We start from the raw sequence: 16,565 nt of genomic DNA, 5'->3' as shown, positions 1-16,565 counted from the left end.
TCCCGTTCGGGACCACGCCGCTCCACCCCGCCTCCCCGCTTGGACGCCCCCACTACCCTGGATCCCATGCCCGACACCCCGCAGCCCCCCGCCGTTCCCGCGCACCCGGACCACTTCGGCTTCGAGGTGACCCACCGCCTGGAGACCCCCGGGCACGACGGCGCCCCGCTGGGCCGCACGGGCGTCATCACCACGCCGCACGGGCGGATCCAGACGCCGGCGTTCATCCCGGTGGCCACGCAGGCCACGGTCAAGGCGGTGCTGCCGGAGTCGATGAAGGACCTCGGCGCGCAGGCGCTGCTGGCCAACGCGTATCACCTGTACCTGCAGCCCGGTGACGACCTCCTGGACGAGGCCGGCGGCCTCGGCGCGTTCATGAACTGGCCCGGGCCGACCTTCACGGACTCGGGCGGCTTCCAGGTGATGAGCCTCGGCTCGGGATTCAAGAAGGTCATCGACATGAAGGGCCCCGGCGCGCCCGAGGGGCAGGGCGCCGACGACGCCGTCGCCCCCGGCAAGGAGCGCCTGGCCAACGTCGACGACGACGGCGTCTGGTTCAAGTCCCACCTCACCGGGGACCGACACCGGTTCACCCCCGAGGTGTCCGTGGGCATCCAGCACAACCTCGGCGCGGACATCATGTTCGCCTTCGACGAGCTGACCACCCTGCACAACTCCCGCGGCTACCAGGAGGAGGCGCTCGAGCGCACCCGCCGCTGGGCCCAGCGCTGCCTCGACGAGCACGCCCGCCTCACCGGGGTCCGCGCGGCGCGGCCGTACCAGGCGCTGTTCGGCGTGATCCAGGGGGCCCAGTACGAGGACCTGCGCCGCAAGGCCTGCCGCGACCTCGCGGGGATGCGGGCCGAGTTCCCGGCCGCGGGGGAGCTCGACGGCGTGACCTCCGGCTTCGACGGCTATGGCGTCGGCGGGGCCCTGGAGAAGGAGAACCTCGGGACCATCGTGGGCTGGTGCGCGCAGGAGCTGCCCGAGGACAAGCCGCGCCACCTGCTGGGCATCTCCGAACCCGATGACCTGTTCACCGCCGTCGAGAACGGCGCCGACACCTTCGACTGCGTCTCCCCCACCCGTGTGGCCCGCACCGGCGCGTTCTACACCCGCGACGGGCGCTACAACCTGCCCGGGGCGAAGTACCGCCGCGACTTCGGCCCGCTGGACCCCGAGTGCGACTGCTATACGTGCGCCCACTACTCCCGCGCGTACCTGCGGCACCTGTTCAAGGCGAAGGAGATGGTGGCGCACACGCTCCTCTCCATCCACAACGAGCGGTTCACGGTCTCGCTCGTGGACCGGATCCGTGCGGCCATGCAGGACGGCACGCTCGCCGAGCTCAAGGCCGAGACCCTCGGCCGGTACTACGCCCCGAAGGGCTGAGGGGCGCTGGGTGCGCCGGCACGCTGCGGGGGGGAGCCAGCACGCTGCGACGGGCGCGAGCCAGACGTTTCTGCTGTTCTGAGGGGGCTGTCTCGACCGATTCGTCTGGCTCAGCGCCGCTCGGACGCGTGGGGGACGTGAGCCAGACGATTCAGCGGCTCCTGCACAGGGCCGCGGGCGCAGCTCGCCCTCCACGGCCCTCGCGGTCGCGGCGCCGGGTCCGCTGGTGGAAGGGGAGGCTGGCGGCATGGTCGCCCCTCCTCCGCACCACGACGCCGCCCCCAGCCCCGTCTTCCCGGTCGCCGCGGGGCTGCAGGCCGGCCTGACGGCCTCGCAGCTGCGCGGCCCCCGATTCGACGCCCCGCACCACGGGCTGCGGCACACCGCCGGGGGTCAGCCCTCACTGGCCGACGTCGTCCGCGCCCTCCAGCGGACGAACCCCGGCACCGCGGCCACCCACGCCACCGCCGCTCGCCTCTGGGGGATGTGGCTGCCGCGGCAGTGGGAACGCGGCCCCATCCATCTGGCGCGCACGCGGGCCGAGGGCGGGGCGCCGCGCCGCAGCGGCGTCGTCGGGCATGAACTGCACCCGCAGGACCCCGTGCTGGTGCGTGCCCGGGTGCGGATCACGACGCCGGCCGCCACCTGGGCGGCGCTGGCGCAGCTGGGTCTGCCGTTGGCCGACGTCGTCGCCGCCGGGGACAGCCTGCTGCAACGGGCTGACGGCCCGGCGGGCCGACGTCGTCCCGGCGACCATCCACGGTGCACCGTGCGTGATCTGGAGGCGGAGGTGCTCCGGGTGCGTGGGCGGCGAGGGACGCGGACCCTGCGGGCGGCCCTGCCGCTGCTCAGGGACGGCGCGGATTCGCGGGCCGAGACGCTCCTGCGACTGGCGCTGGCCGACGCGGGTGTGCCGGAGCCGGAGGTGAATCCGCTGCTGATGCTGAGCGACGGGTCCACCGTCCGGCCGGACCTGGTGTGGCGCGAGGCCCACGTCTGCGTGCAGTACGAGGGCGATCATCACCGGACGGACCCGCGGCAGTGGCGCCGTGACATCGAGCGCGACCGCCGGATGCAGGCCGAGGGGTGGATCGTGCTGCGCGTGACCGCCAGCGTCTTCACTCGGCGCGGTCTCGACGCCCTGCTGCGCGACCTCGCCGCCCACCTGCGGCTCCCTCTGCCTGCGTGAGCCAGACGAATCGGCCGCCGAGCCAGACGAATCGGCGGCAGGGGGGCGTGCGCACCAGCAGAAATCTCTGGCTCACGCCGCCGCCCCCGCTCGCGTCATCTCACACGAACGCGCCGACCCCCGTGATCTCGCGGCCGATGATCAGCCCCTGCACGGTCTCGGTGCCCTCGTAGGTGTGGATCGCCTCGATGTCCGCGAAGTGGCGGGCCACCTCGTTCTGGATGAGGATGCCGTTGCCACCGAGCAGGTCGCGCGCGTTCGCGGCGATGGACCGCGCGGCGCGCGTCGCCGAGTACTTGGCCATGGACGCCATCGGCCCGGTGAGCCGTCCCTCGTCCTCGAGCCGGGTCGCACGCAGCACGAGCAGCTGCACCTGGGTGAGCTGGGAGAGCATCTCGGCCAGGCGGGTCTGCACGCTCTGGGCGGCGGCCAGCGGTCGGCCGAACTGGACGCGCTGCCCCGCGTAGTGCACCGCCGCCTCGTAGCAGCCCACGGCCTTCCCGAGGGCGGACCACGCGACCCCCACGCGCGTGGCGAAGAGGACGCGGGAGGTGTCCTTGAAGGAGCGGGCCTCGGGCAGGACGTCGGCGTCGGGCACGAACACGCCGTCGAGGGTGATGTGGGCCTGGTCGATGGCCCGCAGCGCGACCTTGCCCTTGATGACCTCGGCCGTGTAGCCCTCGGACTCCTGGCGCACGATGAACCCGCGGACCTTCTCGTCCTCGGCGCTGCGCGCCCACACCACGGTCACCCCGCCGGCGGCCCCGTTGCCGATCCACTTCTTGTGCCCGTGCAGCCGCCAGCCGCCGTCGACGCGCTCGGCGCGGGTCTCCAGCGAGACCGAGTCGGAGCCGTGGGTCGGCTCCGTGAGCGCGAAGGCGCCGTAGAGCTCGCCGCGCGCCATGGCCGGCAGGTGCTCGGCGCGCTGCTCCTCGCTGCCGCACAGCTGGATCGAGCGCATGGCCAGACCGCCCTGCACGCCCGTCATCGTGGCGATCGAGCCGTCCAGGCGCGAGAGCTCCATCATGGCCAGGCCCGCGGCCACGCGGGAGATCTCGGGCAGCCCGTCCACGGGGACGCCGTCGCGCAGCAGGTCGGCCTGGCCCAGGCGGGCCACGAGGTCGAGCGGGTACTCGTGACGGTCCCACGCCTCCCGGATCCGGGGCAGCACGTCCGGCTCGAGCGCGAAGGCGCGGGCCCGACGCCACACGTCCTTCTCGGCGTCGGAGACGTCCGCGAGCGCGAGGTAGAAGTCGGTGTCCAGCGGCGTGGCGACGTCGTACTCGGGCTCGACGGTGGGCAGGGTCTCGGTCATGGTGGCCTCCCGGGCGGGGTCGGAGAGATGGGTGTGTCCGTCATCACCCTACACCGACTGACACGCCATCTCACAGAATCAGACGCAGTCTCACCTCCTCTCCGCGCCCGTGGCACCATGGCCCGCATGACGACGCCCGCCGAGGACACCCTCACCGCCCTGATCCACCTGCTGGACCGCGAGGGCTACGACGCCGTCACGGCCGACCAGCTCGCCCGCCAGGCCGGCATGAGCCGGGCCAGCTTCTTCCGCCACCTCGGCGGGAAGGAGGAGGTGGTCTTCGCCGACCACGCGGCGCTGCTCGCCCGCCTGGACGACTTCCTGCGCGGCACCTCCCTCGGCGTGCGGGAGGCCCTGGAGGAGGCGGTCCTCCAGGTCTTCCGGCATCACACCGCCGATCCGGACCGGGCCCGGGCGCGCTCCCGCCTGCTGCGCGGCTCCCAGTCGCTGCGCACGCGCGAGCTGCTCACCTCGCACCGCTACACGGAGCTGTTCTCCGGCTGGCTCGCCACGGCCCTGCCGGACACGCCCGCGCGCGGCGGGGTCGCCGTCGGGCTGGCGGCGGCCGTGGTGGCCGTCCACAACCGCGCCCTGCGGGCGTGGCTCCACGCCCCGGCCGACGACGCCGAGGCCGGCCTGCGCGCGGACCTCGCGGAGGTCATCGCGCGGCTCACGGCCGAGCCGGCCGAGGCCGAACGAACGCTCGCCGCCGTGCGCCGACTCCTGGGCTGACGCCCCGCCCTCAGCGGCCGGCGACCTGCGCGTTCTCCGCCCCGAACGCGGGCGGGTAGCGGAACTCGCCGGCCGGCACCTCCGCGCCGTCCTGGAGCGTGAGGATCTGCAGCGCCTCGGGTTGACGCGCGAAGGCCGCGTGCACGCCGTGCTCGGAGGCCTGGTGGAAGCCGAACTTCGCGTAGTACTCGGGCCAGCCGTAGACCACCACGACCTCCTCGCCGTCGGCCTGCGCCTTCTGCAGCAGGGCGTTGACGAGCGCGGTGCCGGCGCCCTCGCCCTGGTGCTCGGGCAGGACGCCGTGCGGGGCGAGGGCGAGCACCTCGGCGTCGTCGATGTGGGCCCGGACCAGGGTGCCGTAGCCCATCGGGTCCGACTGCAGGTCCGTGCCGGGGATCGCGGCGGTCATGGCCACGAGGGAGTACTGGGGCAGCCAGCCCTCCGCGCCGTCGGCGAGCGCCTCGACGAGGTCGGCCTCGGCCGTGGACGCGAAGGCGAGTTCGGCGATCTGGCGGACGGCGCGGCGGTCCGCCGGATCGTCGTGATCGGCCTCGCGGGTGGACCAGCGGTGACCGAGATCCTGGCCGGCGGGGACGTGGGCGGTGCGGTGGCCGGGGGTCTGGGTGCTGTTCTGCTCGGCGCTCATGCGCTCACCGTAGCCAGGGTGTGACCCCGGATACAGGGACGGCGCCCTGCGTCACGCTCGTGACGCGGGCGCCGTCGCCTCCTCCGGCCGGGGGCGGGCTCAGTCGATCTGCAGCTCGCCCATCGGGCCGAAGCCCTCCGCACCGACCTGCTCGGAGATGATCTGGGGCGTGCTCGCCAGCAGCGGGCGCATCGCGTCCAGGCCCTCCTGGAAGTGCGGGGACGCGACGTGGGCCTGCGCACCCTCGTCCGTGAACCCCTCGAGCAGGAAGTACTCGTTCGGGCCGCCTTCCACCGGGCGGTACCACTCGAAGAACAGGTTGCCGGGCTCGGAGCGCACGTCCGCGGTGTACTTCGCGACGGCGTCCATCCACTCGTCGGCACGCTCGGGCTGGACGGTGAACTTCAGGTTGATGAGGATCATGCCGTCCATTCTGGTCCACCCGGCACGGCCGCGGCACGGCCTCGCGTCCGCCGCGCGCGGAACCGCCGGGCCAGCAGCCACAGGCCCACGACGACGGCGACCACCAGCACGGCGACCAGCACCGGCAGGAACAGCGCGGCCGCGACGAGGCCGGCCGCCGAGACGTCCTCGGCCGCCGAGAGCACGGGCGCGGCGGCCCCCACCGTGACCGTGTCGGCTCCCACGACCGTCTGGACGACGTCGTTGACCGCGTCCACCCCGGGGATCTTGTCCGCGACGAGCTCGAGCGCGAGCAGGGCGCCGAGGATCCAGAGGGAGGCGTCGGCGGAGAGCCACGTCCACCCCGCGGGCAGGTCGACGAGCCCCGTGAACCGGTCCAGCAGACCCAGGGCGAGCAGGGGGATGTAGGCGTTGAGCCCGGCCGAGGTGGCCAGGCCCGTGCCGGTGAGGAACTCGAGCACGTCCGTCCCCGTCCTTCGCGGGTCGCTCGGGGCGCCCGGGCGGACGCTCCGGGTCCGAGGACCCTCGTTCCCCGGTGAACACCGCCGGCCGTCGGGCGCTTCCCGTCCGGGGTCGGTCCTACCATGGGCGCATGCCCCAGACCGCTCACTCCCCCCAGCACTCCGCCTCCGCCCCCGCGCTCGCCCTGACCATCGCCGGGTCCGAGGCCACCGGCGGCGCCGGCGCCCAGGCCGACCTCAAGACGTTCCAGGAACTCGGCGTCTTCGGCATCGTGGCGCTGACCTGCATCGTCTCCTTCGACCCGGAGGACGACTGGAACCACCGCTTCTTCCCCGTGCCCACCGAGATCCTCCAGCAGCAGCTCGACGCCATCCAGGGCGACTACCCGGAGCGGCTGCGCACCGTGAAGCTGGGCATGCAGGGCTCCCCGGAGGTCATCCGCACCTCGGCCGCGGCCCTGCGCCGCGCCGAGTGGGACCACGTGGTCCTGGACCCCGTGCTCATCTGCAAGGGCCAGGAGCCGGGCCACGCCCTGGACACGGACCAGGCGCTCAAGGCCGAGCTGCTGCCGCTGGCCACCTTCACCACCCCGAACCACTTCGAGACGGAGCAGCTCTCCGGCATGACCGTGCGCTCGGTCGAGGACCTGACGGCGGCCGCTCGGCGCATCCACGAGATCTCCGGCGCGGCCGTCCTGGCCAAGGGCGGGATGCACCTGCCCGGCCCGGACGCCGTGGACGTGTTCGTGGACGGGGACACCGTGGAGGTGCTCTCCGCCCCGAAGATCGGCCAGTCCGGCGTCTCTGGTGCGGGCTGCTCGCTCGCCGCCGCCGTCACCGCCGAGTTGGCCAAGGGTGCCACCACGCTCGAGGCCGCGCGCCGCGCCAAGGAGTTCGTGCGAGCCGGCATCGCGCAGGCGGTGGAGGGCCGCACGCCGTTCGCCGCCCTGTGGCAGGGCGGCCTGCGCTCCGCTTGAGCGCGCACGTGGGCCGCTGACTCGTCCTGAGCCGGGCGGTGCGCCACACTGGGGGCATGAAGCTCCCCTCCCCCGCCCCTTCCGCCCCCGGCGAGGTCCACCACTCGGCGTCGTCCGTTCCCGTCGACGGCGTCGAGGCCGTCTTCCCCGCGCTGCGCCAGCGCGCCCTCGCCCCGGGCGGCCGGCTCTACGGGCTGGCGGCGGCGGCCGCGGTCGGCGGGCTCACCCTGCTGGATCCGCACGCCCGCCGAGGGCGCGAGCGTCGGGCCCTCGCAGAGCTCGAGGCCGCCGTCAGCGGCACGGTCCTCGCGGCCGAGACCGCCAACGCCCTCCACACCGCCGCGATCGCCGACGGCGAGGTGGCCCCCTCCCCCGCCGCGCGTGCCCTGCGCGGGCTCGGCGGGCTGGCCGTCGGCGGCGCGGTCGCGGCGGTCGCGCTGCGCACCGCCGGCCTGAACGACCGGATCGACGGCGCCGTGGTGCGCGGGCTCCAGCGGGTCGGCGTCCCCGCCCCGCGCGTCGCGCTGGCCGCAGCGGCCTCCCTGGCGATGCTGCTGGCCAACGAGGACGCCCGCCGGACCCGCCGCGACGCCGTCGAACTCGCCGTCACCGGACCCGCCGGCCTGGACGAGGACCCGGTCGACGAGGTCGAGCCGGAGGCCACCGCCGAGCTGCCGGTCGAGGTGCGCGTGCTGCTCGAGACCCTGCTCGACCCGGCGCTGGCCGAGGGCCGGGACCTGCCCGGGGCTGAGGCGCTGCGCTCCCAGCTGCCGCACGCGCGCACCGTCGCCTCGGTGGCCGAGGCCATCCGTGAAGCCGGCGAGGTCCCGGACTGGGTGCCGCTCGTCGTCCAGACCGACGACGACGTCCGGCGCGCGGTGCCGAACGACTGCGTCTGGCCCGTCCGCGGCCGCTTCGCCTCCGGATCCGCCGGAGGACACGAGCTCGAGCTGCGCCTGCAGGTGATCGACGGGGAGATCGGCGCCCTGACGGTGACCCTGCCCGCGGACGCCGAGGCGGACAGCGACGCCTGGGACGCGTTCCAGGAGATCGAGTCCTTCCCCGGCGTCGAGGACCTGGCCTTCCACGTGGACGGCGACCGGCGCGCCTGACCGGGAACTCTCCCGGGGCCCGTCCAGCCCGGCCCACTACAGTGGGGACCCGCCCGACGTCGTCGATCCCCCTCCCGGAGAGTTCCCGCCATGACCACCCCCGCCCCGGTCGCGTCCGCCGCCCGTGCCCGTCGCCGCGCGGCCCGTTCCGGCCCCCGCCCGCAGCTGCGCATGGGACTGAACGGGTTCCTCGTGGCCTGGCTGCTGCCCAACCTCGTGATGGCCGCCGTGGTGGCGGTCCTGGCCGTGGTCCCGGGCCTGCAGGCCTTCGGCAGCCTGACACCGCTGCTGACGGTGGTCGGGGTCGCCGGGCTGGTGGTGGGGCTGCCGCTGTGCCTGCTCGTGAACTGGGCGTTCCGGCACGTGCTCAACCAGTGGGTCCACGTGCTGGCGTACGCGCTGATCGGCATGCTCTACGGCCTGGTGGTGCTCACGCAGGGCGCGGCGGGCATCCTGCCGATGCTCATCCCGGTGATCGGATTCCCGGCCGCCGTGCTCATGGCCCTGGGCCGGACGGCGGCCCGTCCCCTCGTCCGCACGGTCACCCCGGAGCCGTCGCCCGCCGAGCCGGCCTGAGCACGCCCGACAACGAGAAAGGACGATGGCCGGATGGCCATCGTCCTTCTCGGAACCGCGTCCGGGGCCCGCATCCCCTCAGGCATGTATCCCGGCTCGTGATTCGCACTGTGCACCGTCTCAATGGGGCATGACCCACTCTAGGAGGGACGACGGCGCCCCCGACAGTGGCGGAAGGTGCAGACTTTCGGGCCCTGATGTGATGCAGGTCACATGGGTCTGGTCCGCCGCTGCGACGGCGTCGGCCTCGTCAGACGGACCTGGGGAGCACCGCGCGCACCCGCCACCCCCAGCCCCCCGGCCCGGCCTCGATCGTGCCGCCGAAGGTGGCCACGCGATCCCGCATGGAGTTCAGGCCCACACCGGAGGAGTTCCACTGCGGCGGGCCGGACCGCTCGGTGACGGTGTTCTCCACCTCGAGCACCACGTCCGGCCCCGCGTCGCGGAGTTCGATGCACACGCGCGCGCCCTCGCCGGCGTGCTTGGCGACGTTCGTGGTGGCCTCCTGGAGCACCCGGTGCAGGGTGGAGCGCACGGAGATCGGCATCGCGTTCTGGTCGCAGCGGACGTCCGTCTCCACCGTCATTCCGAGACTGCGCAGCTCCTCGGCCAGTTGGGCCACGGACAGCACCGGATCCGCGGACGTCGCCCCGTCCGCGCCCCCCGCGGCGCCCGGCTCACCGCTCGGGTCCACGATCCCGTCCTCCTGGAGGATGGAGAGCATGCGCCGCAGGTCCCGCAGCGCGTCCTTCGCGGAGTCCCCCACCACGTCCAGCACGCCCTGAGCCGCCTCCGGGGCGCCGAGGTAGCGTGCCGTCCGAGCCTGCATCGAGATGATCGTGAGGTTGTGCGCGACCACGTCGTGCAGGTCGCGGGCCAGGGAGCGACGCTCGGCCTCGGCGGCCAGCCGGGCCCGCTCCTCCGCCTCGAACACCCGGCGGCGATCCCGCTCCCGCCGGGCCAAGCTCTCGCGGATGAAGAGCCCGCCGCCGAGGCCCATGGACATGAGCAGCAGGATGAACCACGTCGCGTTCGACTGACCCACCGCGAACGGCTGGGCGACGCCCCAGGTCAGTGCCAGGACGGCGGCCGTGACGACGAACCCCCAGGAACGGGCGGTCGCCGCGACGGCCCCGAGGACCACGGGCGCGACGACGGCGAAGAGCACCTCGGAACCGCCGACGACGGTCGCGACGGCCCCGGGCAGGAGCAGGGCGAAGCCCACCGTGCTGCGCCACCACTGGGCGAGGAAGGCGCTGGTCGCCGACGCGATGGCGATCCCGTCCAGGACCGGGATGGCGCCGTGGCCCGGGCCGAACAGACCGATGTCGGACGCGGTCGAGGCGAGCAGGAACGCCGACCCGAAGGCGAGATAGACGCGGCTCAGCGGCGCCGCGGCCCAGAACGCGCGCCACCGCAGGCTGCGCGCCTGACGCCACGCCGAAGAGCGGCGCGCCCGGGAGGGCGCGCCGCTCCGGACGGAGGGGGTCGATGGGCTCGAATCAGGCATCGGGGGCGGACCGCCCCGGGGTCAGTCGCACCAGATGCCGAAGTGGCGGCACGTCCACTCCGCAGTGCCTTTGCCGAGGCCCAGGGTCGTGACGACGTCGTCCTCGGCCGAGGCCGCCGAGGCGGCGGCGGCCGGAGCGCCGACGAGGGTGGAGGCGAGCAGGAGAGCGGAAGCGAGGAGAGCGCGAGTCTTCATGGCCCCAGTATGTATGACGCCCGTCACAAATGGTGCACGCCGCGCACAGGCCGCGCCGCGGCATGGCGCAGATGACGGCCGGCGGGCACCCCGGCCTCGCCCCGACGCCGACAAGGTGGCATGCGCCACAGCACCGGTTACGCTGACCTGCGTGTCCGAAGAGCTGCGCATCCTGATCGCCGACGACCAGCCGCTCATGAGCGGCGCGCTCCGCGTGCTCGTCGACTCTGCCCCCGGCATGACCTGCGTGGGTGTGGTCGCCAACGGCGTCGAAGCCGTGGAGGCGTGCGCCGCCATCGAGCCGGACGTGGTCCTGATGGACATGCAGATGCCCCTGATGGACGGGATGGAGGCCACACGCCGGATCAAGGACACCCACCCCGCGATCCGGGTCCTGGCGATCACCACGTTCACGTCCGAGGACTACCTCGTGCCGGCCCTGCGCGCCGGAGCGGGCGGCTACCTCCTCAAGGACGCGGAGCCGCCGGCCATCCTGGGCGCCATTCAGGCCGTCCATCGCGGCGAGTCTGTGCTCTCCCCCGCCGTGGCGACCAAGCTGCTCGCCTCGATCGAGCGGGACCGGCCGACGGTGGGCCCCACCTCGGTGCAGCCCGGCAGCCCCGACGGCTCCGACCTCACCGAGCGGGAGCTGGGCGTGCTGCGGCTGCTGGCCAGGGGTCAGTCGAACCCGGAGATCGCCGCGAACCTCTTCGTCTCCGAGTCCACGGTCAAGGCCAACCTCACGCGGATCATGGCCAAGCTGGAGGTCCGCGACCGCGTCCAGCTGATCATCCGGGCGGCCCAGCTCGGGCTCGTCACCCTCGCCCTGGACTGAGCGCGGCGGGGTCAGCCGCGGGCCGCGATCTCGTTGCGCCGCGTGTTGAGGTCCTTCAGGACCTGCATCCCGTGCTCCACCACCGGGTCCGCCTCGGCCAGGAGCGACTCCTTGGCCGGCCCGTAGGCGAGGTCGGCGAACGTGCCGTTCTCCGGGTCGAGGGCCCGGACCTCCTGCTGCACCAGGCGCACCTGGTCCAGGCCGGCCGCGTACTCCACCGCTCGCTCGTCGATCTTCGTCAGGGACGCCTCCGCGTCCTCCGGGATCTGCTCCAGGGCGAACTGGGCCTCGTAGAGCCGGTTCTGGTACGTGCAGGGCTCCTCGATGTCGTAGAGCCCCACGCCGCGACCCACGGCCTCCTGATTGGCCTGGGCGATCTCCTCCGCCAGGCGCTTGCCGACGGCGACGTCCGTGGGGGCGGCCATGCCGGCCTCCGCCATGGCCACGTTGACGGTGCCGCCGCCGATCGAGATGACCGCGCTCTCCATCCCCTCGGGCGCGCCCTCGTCCGAGGTGGTCATGCTCGCGGTCGCCCCCTGCGGGAGCCGATCACGCAGCCAGGCGTAGGACTCCTCCCCCATGCAGAGGTTGGGGCCGACCTTGAGGCCCTCCGGGTTGCGGCCCGCGCTCGTGACGCCGGCGAGGACCACGGTCCGCTCGGTGCCGCCTTGGTTCACCACCACGGTGTTGCCGTCCAGCACGGTGACGATGTCCACGCGGGCGGCGTCGGCGGCCACGCCGCGGAGGACGGTGACGATGCCCAGCAGGAGCAGGACGGCGGCGACGGCGAGGAAGACCAGCAGCCCCTTCAGGGGGACCCGGGCACGGGCGGCGACGTGAGTCATGCGGACTTCCTGCAGGTGGACGGCGGGACGGGGGGCCGCGACGACGGCCCGGAGCCCGAGTCTAGCGAAGGGCCCCGGGACCGCCGAGCGGCGGGCCGAGGGACGGCTGCGTCGGGCTCAGCGCTCCCGGCGGTAGAACGGCGTGGCCACCACGGTGAACGGCTCGCCGCGGCCGCGCAGGTCCACCTGCAGGGACGTGCCCTCGGCGGCCAGGTCGCGGCGGACACGGGCCAGGGCGATGGGGTGTCCGAGGGTCGGGCTGGGGGCGCCCGAGGTCACCTCGCCCACCCGCTCGCCGGACTCGTCGAGCACGGCGTAACCGTGCCGGGCGGCACGCCGACCCGCGCCCTGCAGCCCCACGAGGACCTCCTCGACGTCGTCCCTGCCGACCAGCGCGGACCGGCCGACGAAGTCGGCCTCCTTGCTCGCGGGCACCGCGAAGCCGACGCCAGAGGCGTGCGGCTGGTGCCCGGTGTCCAGCTCGTTGCCGTAGAGCGGCATGCCCGCCTCGAGGCGCAGCGAGTCCCGCGAGGCGAGCCCGCACAGCGTCAGCTCCACGCCCGCCTCGTCCGCGGCCGAGAGCATCGTGTTCCACACGGCGGAGCCGCGGTCGCCGGCCTCGGCGGTGGAGGCGGCGGGCAGGAACAGCTCGAAGCCGTCCTCACCGGTGTAGCCGGTGCGGGCGACGACGGCGGTGACGTCACCGGCGTCCGTGGGCACGGTCAGGGTCAGGTGGCCGTAGTACTTCAGCTCGGCCAGCTGCGCCGCGGCCTCCGGCATGGCCCGGGCGAGGATCCTCTCGGCCTGCGGGCCCTGCACGGCCACGAGGGCGGTGGTCGAGGACTCGTCCTCGACGACGGCGTCCCAGCCCGACGCCCGCTGGTTCAGGGCGGTGTGGACCGCGGCGATGTTGCCAGCGTTGGGCACCACCAGGTAGTCGGGCTCGGAGCCGGCCTCGCCGTCGTCCATCCGGTAGACGATCGTGTCGTCGAGGATGGTGCCGGCGTCCGTCAGGCACAGGGCGTACTTGGCGCGGCCGGGCTTCAACGTGGAGAGCACGCTCGAGAGGGCGTGGTCCAGCATGGCCCCGGCCTCCGGGCCGGTGACCCGGATCTCGCCCATGTGGGAGAGGTCGAACAGGCCTGCGGAGGTGCGGACGGCCTTGTGCTCGGCCAGCTCGGAGCCGTACTTCAGGGGCATGTTCCAGCCGCCGAAGTCCGTGAACGTGGCGCCCGCGGCCTCGTGGACCGGGTGCAGCGGGGAGTTGCGCGTCGAATCGCTCATGGGGGTGATCCTCTCAGTCCTCGTCGGCGGTGTCGGCCACGGCGCCCTCGAACGCCTCGGGCGGCGGGCACGAGCACACGAGGTTGCGATCGCCGTAGGCGCCGTCGATGCGGCCCACCGGCGGCAGGTACTTGTCCAGACGCAGGCTCGGCACCGGCGTGCCCGCCTGGGCGCGCGAGTAGGGGCGATCCCACTCGTCGGCCATCAGGACGTTGAGGGTGTGCGGGGCGCGACGCAGGACGGAGTCCGCCACGGTCTCCGGGGTGACGGCGGTGATCTCGGCGTGGATGGCCTCCATCGCCTCGATGAACCGCTCGATCTCCTCGAGGTCCTCGGACTCGGTGGGCTCCACCATGAGCGTGCCGGCCACGGGGAACGCCAGGGTGGGGGCGTGGAACCCGTAGTCGATGAGGCGCTTGCACACGTCCTCGGCGGTCACGCCCGTGCGGGCCGTGAGCTCGCGCAGGTCGAGGATGCACTCGTGCGCCACGAGGCCGTCGTTGCCCGTGTACAGCGTCGGGTAGAGGGGCGCGAGGCGGCGGGAGATGTAGTTGGCGCCCAGCAGCGCGTGCGCGGTGGCGGAGCGCAGGCCCTCGGCGCCCATCAGGTGGATGTAGGCCCAGGAGATGGGCAGCACGCCGGCCGAGCCGTGCGGGGCCGCGGTCATCAGGGCCTCGCGGGAGGGCAGGTACGGCACCAGGTGCTCGCCCACCGCCACGGGGCCCACGCCCGGGCCCCCGCCGCCGTGCGGGATGCAGAACGTCTTGTGCAGGTTCAGGTGGGAGACGTCTCCGCCGAACTCGCCCGGCTGGGCCAGGCCCACGAGCGCGTTGAGGTTGGCGCCGTCGATGTACACCTGGCCGCCCGCGGCGTGCACCGTGGCGCAGACCTCCTTGACGTCGGCGTCGTACACGCCGTGCGTGGAGGGGTAGGTGATCATGATGGCCGCGATGCGGCCCTCGTTCGCCGCGATCTTGGCGTCCAGGTCGGCGGCGTCGATCGTGCCGTCGTCGGCGGTGGCGACGACGACGACCTTCAGCCCCGCCAGCACGGCCGAGGCCGCGTTGGTGCCGTGGGCGGAGGCCGGGATCAGGCAGATGTCCCGCTCACCCTCACCGCGGGCCAGGTGGTACTGGCGGATGGCCCACAGGCCCGCGAACTCGCCCTGCGAGCCGGCGTTCGGGGCCACCGAGACGCCCGCGTAGCCGGTGATCTCGGCGAGCTTGGCCTCCAGGTCCGCGATCAGGAACCGCCAGCCCTCGGTCTGGTGGTCGGGCGCGAACGGGTGGATGGAGCAGAACTCGGGCCAGGAGATGGCCTCCATCTCCGCGGTGGCATTGAGCTTCATGGTGCACGAGCCCAGCGGGATCATGGTGCGGTCCAGCGCCAGGTCGTAGCCGGAGAGGCGGCGCAGGTAGCGCAGCATCTTCGTCTCCGAGTGGTGGGTGTTGAACACCGGGTGCATCATGAACGCGGAGGAGCGGCGCAGCGACTCCGGCACGGCCGGGGTGGCCACGGCGCCCTCGTGCGCAGAGGCCGGCAGGGAGCCCGCGTCCAGGCCGAACGCCGTCAGGACGGCCACGAGGTCGGCGTCGACGGTGGTCTCATCGGCTGCGATCCGCAGGGTGTCCGCGTCCACCAGGCGCAGGTTCACGCCGTTCTCCTCGGCGGCCTGCAGGACCTGCTCGGCCCGGCCGGGCACGCGGACGGTGATCGTGTCGAAGAAGTGCTCCTCGGCGACCTCGACGCCACCGGCCCGCAGCGCCTCCGCCAGGCGGACGGCCTGGGCGTGGGCGTGGCGCGCGATGCGGGCGATGCCCTGGGGGCCGTGGTAGACGGCGTACATCGAGGCGACGATCGCCAGCAGCGCCTGGGCGGTGCAGATGTTGGACGTGGCCTTCTCGCGCCGGATGTGCTGTTCGCGCGTCTGGAGGGCGAGGCGGTAGGCGGGCTTGCCGGCGTCGTCGTGGGAGACGCCCACGAGGCGGCCCGGCATGCTGCGCTGCAGGCCCTCCTTCACGGCCATGTAGGCGGCGTGGGGGCCGCCGAAGAACAGGGGCACGCCGAAGCGCTGCGTGGAGCCGACGGCGATGTCCGCGCCCTGCTCCCCGGGCGGGGTGATCAGGGCGAGGGAGAGGATGTCCGCCGCGACGGTCACGAGGGCGCCGGCCTCCTTGGCCTGCGCGATGACGGCGGCGTGGTCGTGGATGCGGCCGGAGTCGCCGGGCTGCTGCAGCACGACGCCGCACAGGCCCTTCTCCTCGACCTCGGCGCGGACGTCCTCCGGGATGCCTGCGGAGAGGTCGGCCACGCGCACGTCGATGCCCACGGCCTCGGCGCGCAGGCGCACCACGGAGAGGGTCTGCGGGAAGAGGTCCGCGTCGAGGAGGGTGACGCCGTCGGTCCTGCGGCGGTTGGCGCGGTGCATGAGGAGCACGGCCTCGGCGGCGGCGGAGGCCTCGTCCAGCAGAGAGGCGTTGGCGATGTCCAGGCCGGTGAGGTCCTGGACCATCGTCTGGTAGTTCAGGAGGGCCTCGAGGCGGCCCTGGGAGATCTCCGGCTGGTACGGCGTGTAGGCCGTGTACCAGGCCGGGTTCTCCAGCACCTTGCGGAGGATGACGCCCGGGGTGACGGTGTCCGAGAAGCCCTGCCCGATCATCTGGGTCTTCATGACGTTGCGGCCGGCGATCTCGCGCAGCTGCTCCAGGACCGCGGACTCGGTCAGCGGGGCGGGCAGCTCGAGGGGCTTCGGCTGGCGGATGCCGGCGGGGACGGCGGTGTCCACGAGGGCCTCGAGCGAGTCGTAGCCCAGGGTCTGCAGCATGTGCTCGACGTCCGCGGGCCGCGGGCCGATGTGGCGGGCCACGAAGGGGGCCGAGGCGGTGTCCTTGGGCTCGACGCGCTCGTGGGGCAGCGCAGTCGTGCTCTCGGTGGTCTGGGGGCTGGTCACGGGGTACCTCCGGGGGATCCTGCCGTGGTCACGGCGTGGGTCTGCTCCTCCCCGCTCTGTCATGGACCTGAGAGTTTCCGACGCCCGGTGGGCGGCTTGCACCGTCGGTGGTCTCGGTCCGGA

At 73.6% G+C, this 16,565-nt stretch carries 16 protein-coding genes; 7 read left to right on the top strand and 9 right to left on the bottom strand.

Annotated elements, in window-relative coordinates; translation table 11 throughout:
* Positions 1-66 precede the first annotated feature (66 nt).
* Together tgt and B1A86_RS01325 are read left to right on the top strand one after the other, a co-directional pair.
* Entirely contained in the window at positions 67-1,392 is a 1,326-nt protein-coding gene (gene tgt / locus B1A86_RS01330) for a tRNA guanosine(34) transglycosylase Tgt (protein ID WP_078025372.1), read from the top strand.
* Between the two features lie 247 nt (positions 1,393-1,639).
* Complete coding sequence (locus tag B1A86_RS01325) at positions 1,640-2,581, top strand: endonuclease domain-containing protein (RefSeq protein ID WP_078025373.1); 942 nt, start codon at positions 1,640-1,642, stop codon at positions 2,579-2,581.
* 100 nt (positions 2,582-2,681) lie between these two features.
* Here B1A86_RS01325 and B1A86_RS01320 read toward each other — a convergent pair whose 3' ends face one another.
* On the bottom strand, positions 2,682-3,896 hold the full coding sequence (locus tag B1A86_RS01320; RefSeq protein WP_020624825.1) for an acyl-CoA dehydrogenase family protein: 1,215 nt from the start codon (positions 3,894-3,896) through the stop codon (positions 2,682-2,684).
* A gap of 126 nt (positions 3,897-4,022) precedes the next feature.
* Here B1A86_RS01320 and B1A86_RS01315 point away from each other — a divergent pair, with 126 nt between their 5' ends.
* Entirely contained in the window at positions 4,023-4,628 is a 606-nt protein-coding gene (locus B1A86_RS01315) for a TetR/AcrR family transcriptional regulator (RefSeq protein WP_036384906.1), read from the top strand.
* Between the two features lie 10 nt (positions 4,629-4,638).
* On the opposite strand, the gene B1A86_RS01310 is transcribed toward B1A86_RS01315, so the two are convergent.
* The 3 genes from B1A86_RS01310 to B1A86_RS01300 all read right to left on the bottom strand — a co-directional run bounded on the left by B1A86_RS01310 (position 4,639) and on the right by B1A86_RS01300 (position 6,158).
* Positions 4,639-5,274 carry a GNAT family N-acetyltransferase gene (locus B1A86_RS01310; RefSeq protein ID WP_078025374.1) on the bottom strand — a complete coding sequence of 212 codons (636 nt, stop codon included), beginning with the start codon at positions 5,272-5,274 and terminating at the stop codon, positions 4,639-4,641.
* Between the two features lie 99 nt (positions 5,275-5,373).
* Complete coding sequence (locus B1A86_RS01305; protein WP_010079505.1) at positions 5,374-5,697, bottom strand: putative quinol monooxygenase; 324 nt, start codon at positions 5,695-5,697, stop codon at positions 5,374-5,376.
* Positions 5,694-6,158 carry a DUF4126 domain-containing protein gene (locus B1A86_RS01300; protein WP_044659066.1) on the bottom strand — a complete coding sequence of 155 codons (465 nt, stop codon included), beginning with the start codon at positions 6,156-6,158 and terminating at the stop codon, positions 5,694-5,696. Before B1A86_RS01300 ends, B1A86_RS01305 begins: the two co-directional genes overlap by 4 nt.
* Before the next feature lie 131 nt (positions 6,159-6,289).
* Here B1A86_RS01300 and B1A86_RS01295 point away from each other — a divergent pair, with 131 nt between their 5' ends.
* From B1A86_RS01295 to B1A86_RS01285, 3 genes are all read left to right on the top strand, one after another.
* On the top strand, positions 6,290-7,135 hold the full coding sequence (locus tag B1A86_RS01295; protein ID WP_020624820.1) for a hydroxymethylpyrimidine/phosphomethylpyrimidine kinase: 846 nt from the start codon (positions 6,290-6,292) through the stop codon (positions 7,133-7,135).
* Positions 7,136-7,191: 56 nt separating this feature from the next.
* Positions 7,192-8,247, top strand: coding sequence for a hypothetical protein (locus tag B1A86_RS01290; protein ID WP_036316111.1), 1,056 nt, complete (start codon positions 7,192-7,194; stop codon positions 8,245-8,247).
* Positions 8,248-8,337: 90 nt separating this feature from the next.
* Complete coding sequence (locus B1A86_RS01285) at positions 8,338-8,823, top strand: hypothetical protein (protein WP_002856696.1); 486 nt, start codon at positions 8,338-8,340, stop codon at positions 8,821-8,823.
* A 250-nt stretch (positions 8,824-9,073) separates the two neighbouring features.
* Here B1A86_RS01285 and B1A86_RS01280 read toward each other — a convergent pair whose 3' ends face one another.
* Both B1A86_RS01280 and B1A86_RS11555 read right to left on the bottom strand, forming a co-directional pair.
* Entirely contained in the window at positions 9,074-10,333 is a 1,260-nt protein-coding gene (locus B1A86_RS01280; protein ID WP_078025375.1) for a histidine kinase, read from the bottom strand.
* A gap of 21 nt (positions 10,334-10,354) precedes the next feature.
* Complete coding sequence (locus tag B1A86_RS11555; RefSeq protein WP_002856694.1) at positions 10,355-10,528, bottom strand: hypothetical protein; 174 nt, start codon at positions 10,526-10,528, stop codon at positions 10,355-10,357.
* Between the two features lie 151 nt (positions 10,529-10,679).
* Between B1A86_RS11555 and B1A86_RS01275 the strand changes: the two genes are divergently transcribed.
* Positions 10,680-11,363, top strand: coding sequence for a response regulator transcription factor (locus tag B1A86_RS01275; protein WP_078025376.1), 684 nt, complete (start codon positions 10,680-10,682; stop codon positions 11,361-11,363).
* 11 nt (positions 11,364-11,374) lie between these two features.
* Here the strand turns inward: B1A86_RS01275 and B1A86_RS01270 are convergent, their stop codons facing one another.
* The 3 genes from B1A86_RS01270 to gcvP all read right to left on the bottom strand — a co-directional run bounded on the left by B1A86_RS01270 (position 11,375) and on the right by gcvP (position 16,442).
* The gene (locus tag B1A86_RS01270; protein ID WP_078025377.1) at positions 11,375-12,208 is read right to left on the bottom strand and encodes a thermonuclease family protein; all 834 of its coding nucleotides are present in this window, start codon (positions 12,206-12,208) and stop codon (positions 11,375-11,377) included.
* 117 nt (positions 12,209-12,325) lie between these two features.
* A complete protein-coding gene (gene gcvT, locus B1A86_RS01265; RefSeq protein WP_078025378.1) occupies positions 12,326-13,492 on the bottom strand; it encodes a glycine cleavage system aminomethyltransferase GcvT in 1,167 nt (388 codons plus the stop codon).
* Positions 13,493-13,505: 13 nt separating this feature from the next.
* A complete protein-coding gene (gcvP, locus tag B1A86_RS01260) occupies positions 13,506-16,442 on the bottom strand; it encodes an aminomethyl-transferring glycine dehydrogenase (protein ID WP_002856690.1) in 2,937 nt (978 codons plus the stop codon).
* Between the last annotated feature and the right edge of the window lie 123 nt (positions 16,443-16,565).

Source organism: Micrococcus sp. KBS0714 (genome assembly GCF_002008305.4).
In the GTDB taxonomy this organism is placed as follows: Bacteria; Actinomycetota; Actinomycetes; order Actinomycetales; family Micrococcaceae; genus Micrococcus; species Micrococcus luteus.
Note: the sequence above shows the minus strand (reverse complement) of the source record. Positions and strands in the feature narration are given on the sequence as shown.

Excerpts from the sequence above, each read along its gene's own strand:
- tgt (WP_078025372.1), top strand. The coding sequence starts at position 67 with ATGCCCGACACCCCGCAGCCCCCCGCCGTTCCCGCGCACCCGGACCAC.
- B1A86_RS01325 (WP_078025373.1), top strand. The coding sequence starts at position 1,640 with ATGGTCGCCCCTCCTCCGCACCACGACGCCGCCCCCAGCCCCGTCTTC.
- B1A86_RS01320 (WP_020624825.1), bottom strand. The coding sequence starts at position 3,896 with ATGACCGAGACCCTGCCCACCGTCGAGCCCGAGTACGACGTCGCCACG.
- B1A86_RS01315 (WP_036384906.1), top strand. The coding sequence starts at position 4,023 with ATGACGACGCCCGCCGAGGACACCCTCACCGCCCTGATCCACCTGCTG.
- B1A86_RS01310 (WP_078025374.1), bottom strand. The coding sequence starts at position 5,274 with ATGAGCGCCGAGCAGAACAGCACCCAGACCCCCGGCCACCGCACCGCC.
- B1A86_RS01305 (WP_010079505.1), bottom strand. The coding sequence starts at position 5,697 with ATGATCCTCATCAACCTGAAGTTCACCGTCCAGCCCGAGCGTGCCGAC.
- B1A86_RS01295 (WP_020624820.1), top strand. The coding sequence starts at position 6,290 with ATGCCCCAGACCGCTCACTCCCCCCAGCACTCCGCCTCCGCCCCCGCG.
- B1A86_RS01290 (WP_036316111.1), top strand. The coding sequence starts at position 7,192 with ATGAAGCTCCCCTCCCCCGCCCCTTCCGCCCCCGGCGAGGTCCACCAC.
- B1A86_RS01285 (WP_002856696.1), top strand. The coding sequence starts at position 8,338 with ATGACCACCCCCGCCCCGGTCGCGTCCGCCGCCCGTGCCCGTCGCCGC.
- B1A86_RS01280 (WP_078025375.1), bottom strand. The coding sequence starts at position 10,333 with ATGCCTGATTCGAGCCCATCGACCCCCTCCGTCCGGAGCGGCGCGCCC.
- B1A86_RS11555 (WP_002856694.1), bottom strand. The coding sequence starts at position 10,528 with ATGAAGACTCGCGCTCTCCTCGCTTCCGCTCTCCTGCTCGCCTCCACC.
- B1A86_RS01270 (WP_078025377.1), bottom strand. The coding sequence starts at position 12,208 with ATGACTCACGTCGCCGCCCGTGCCCGGGTCCCCCTGAAGGGGCTGCTG.
- gcvT (WP_078025378.1), bottom strand. The coding sequence starts at position 13,492 with ATGAGCGATTCGACGCGCAACTCCCCGCTGCACCCGGTCCACGAGGCC.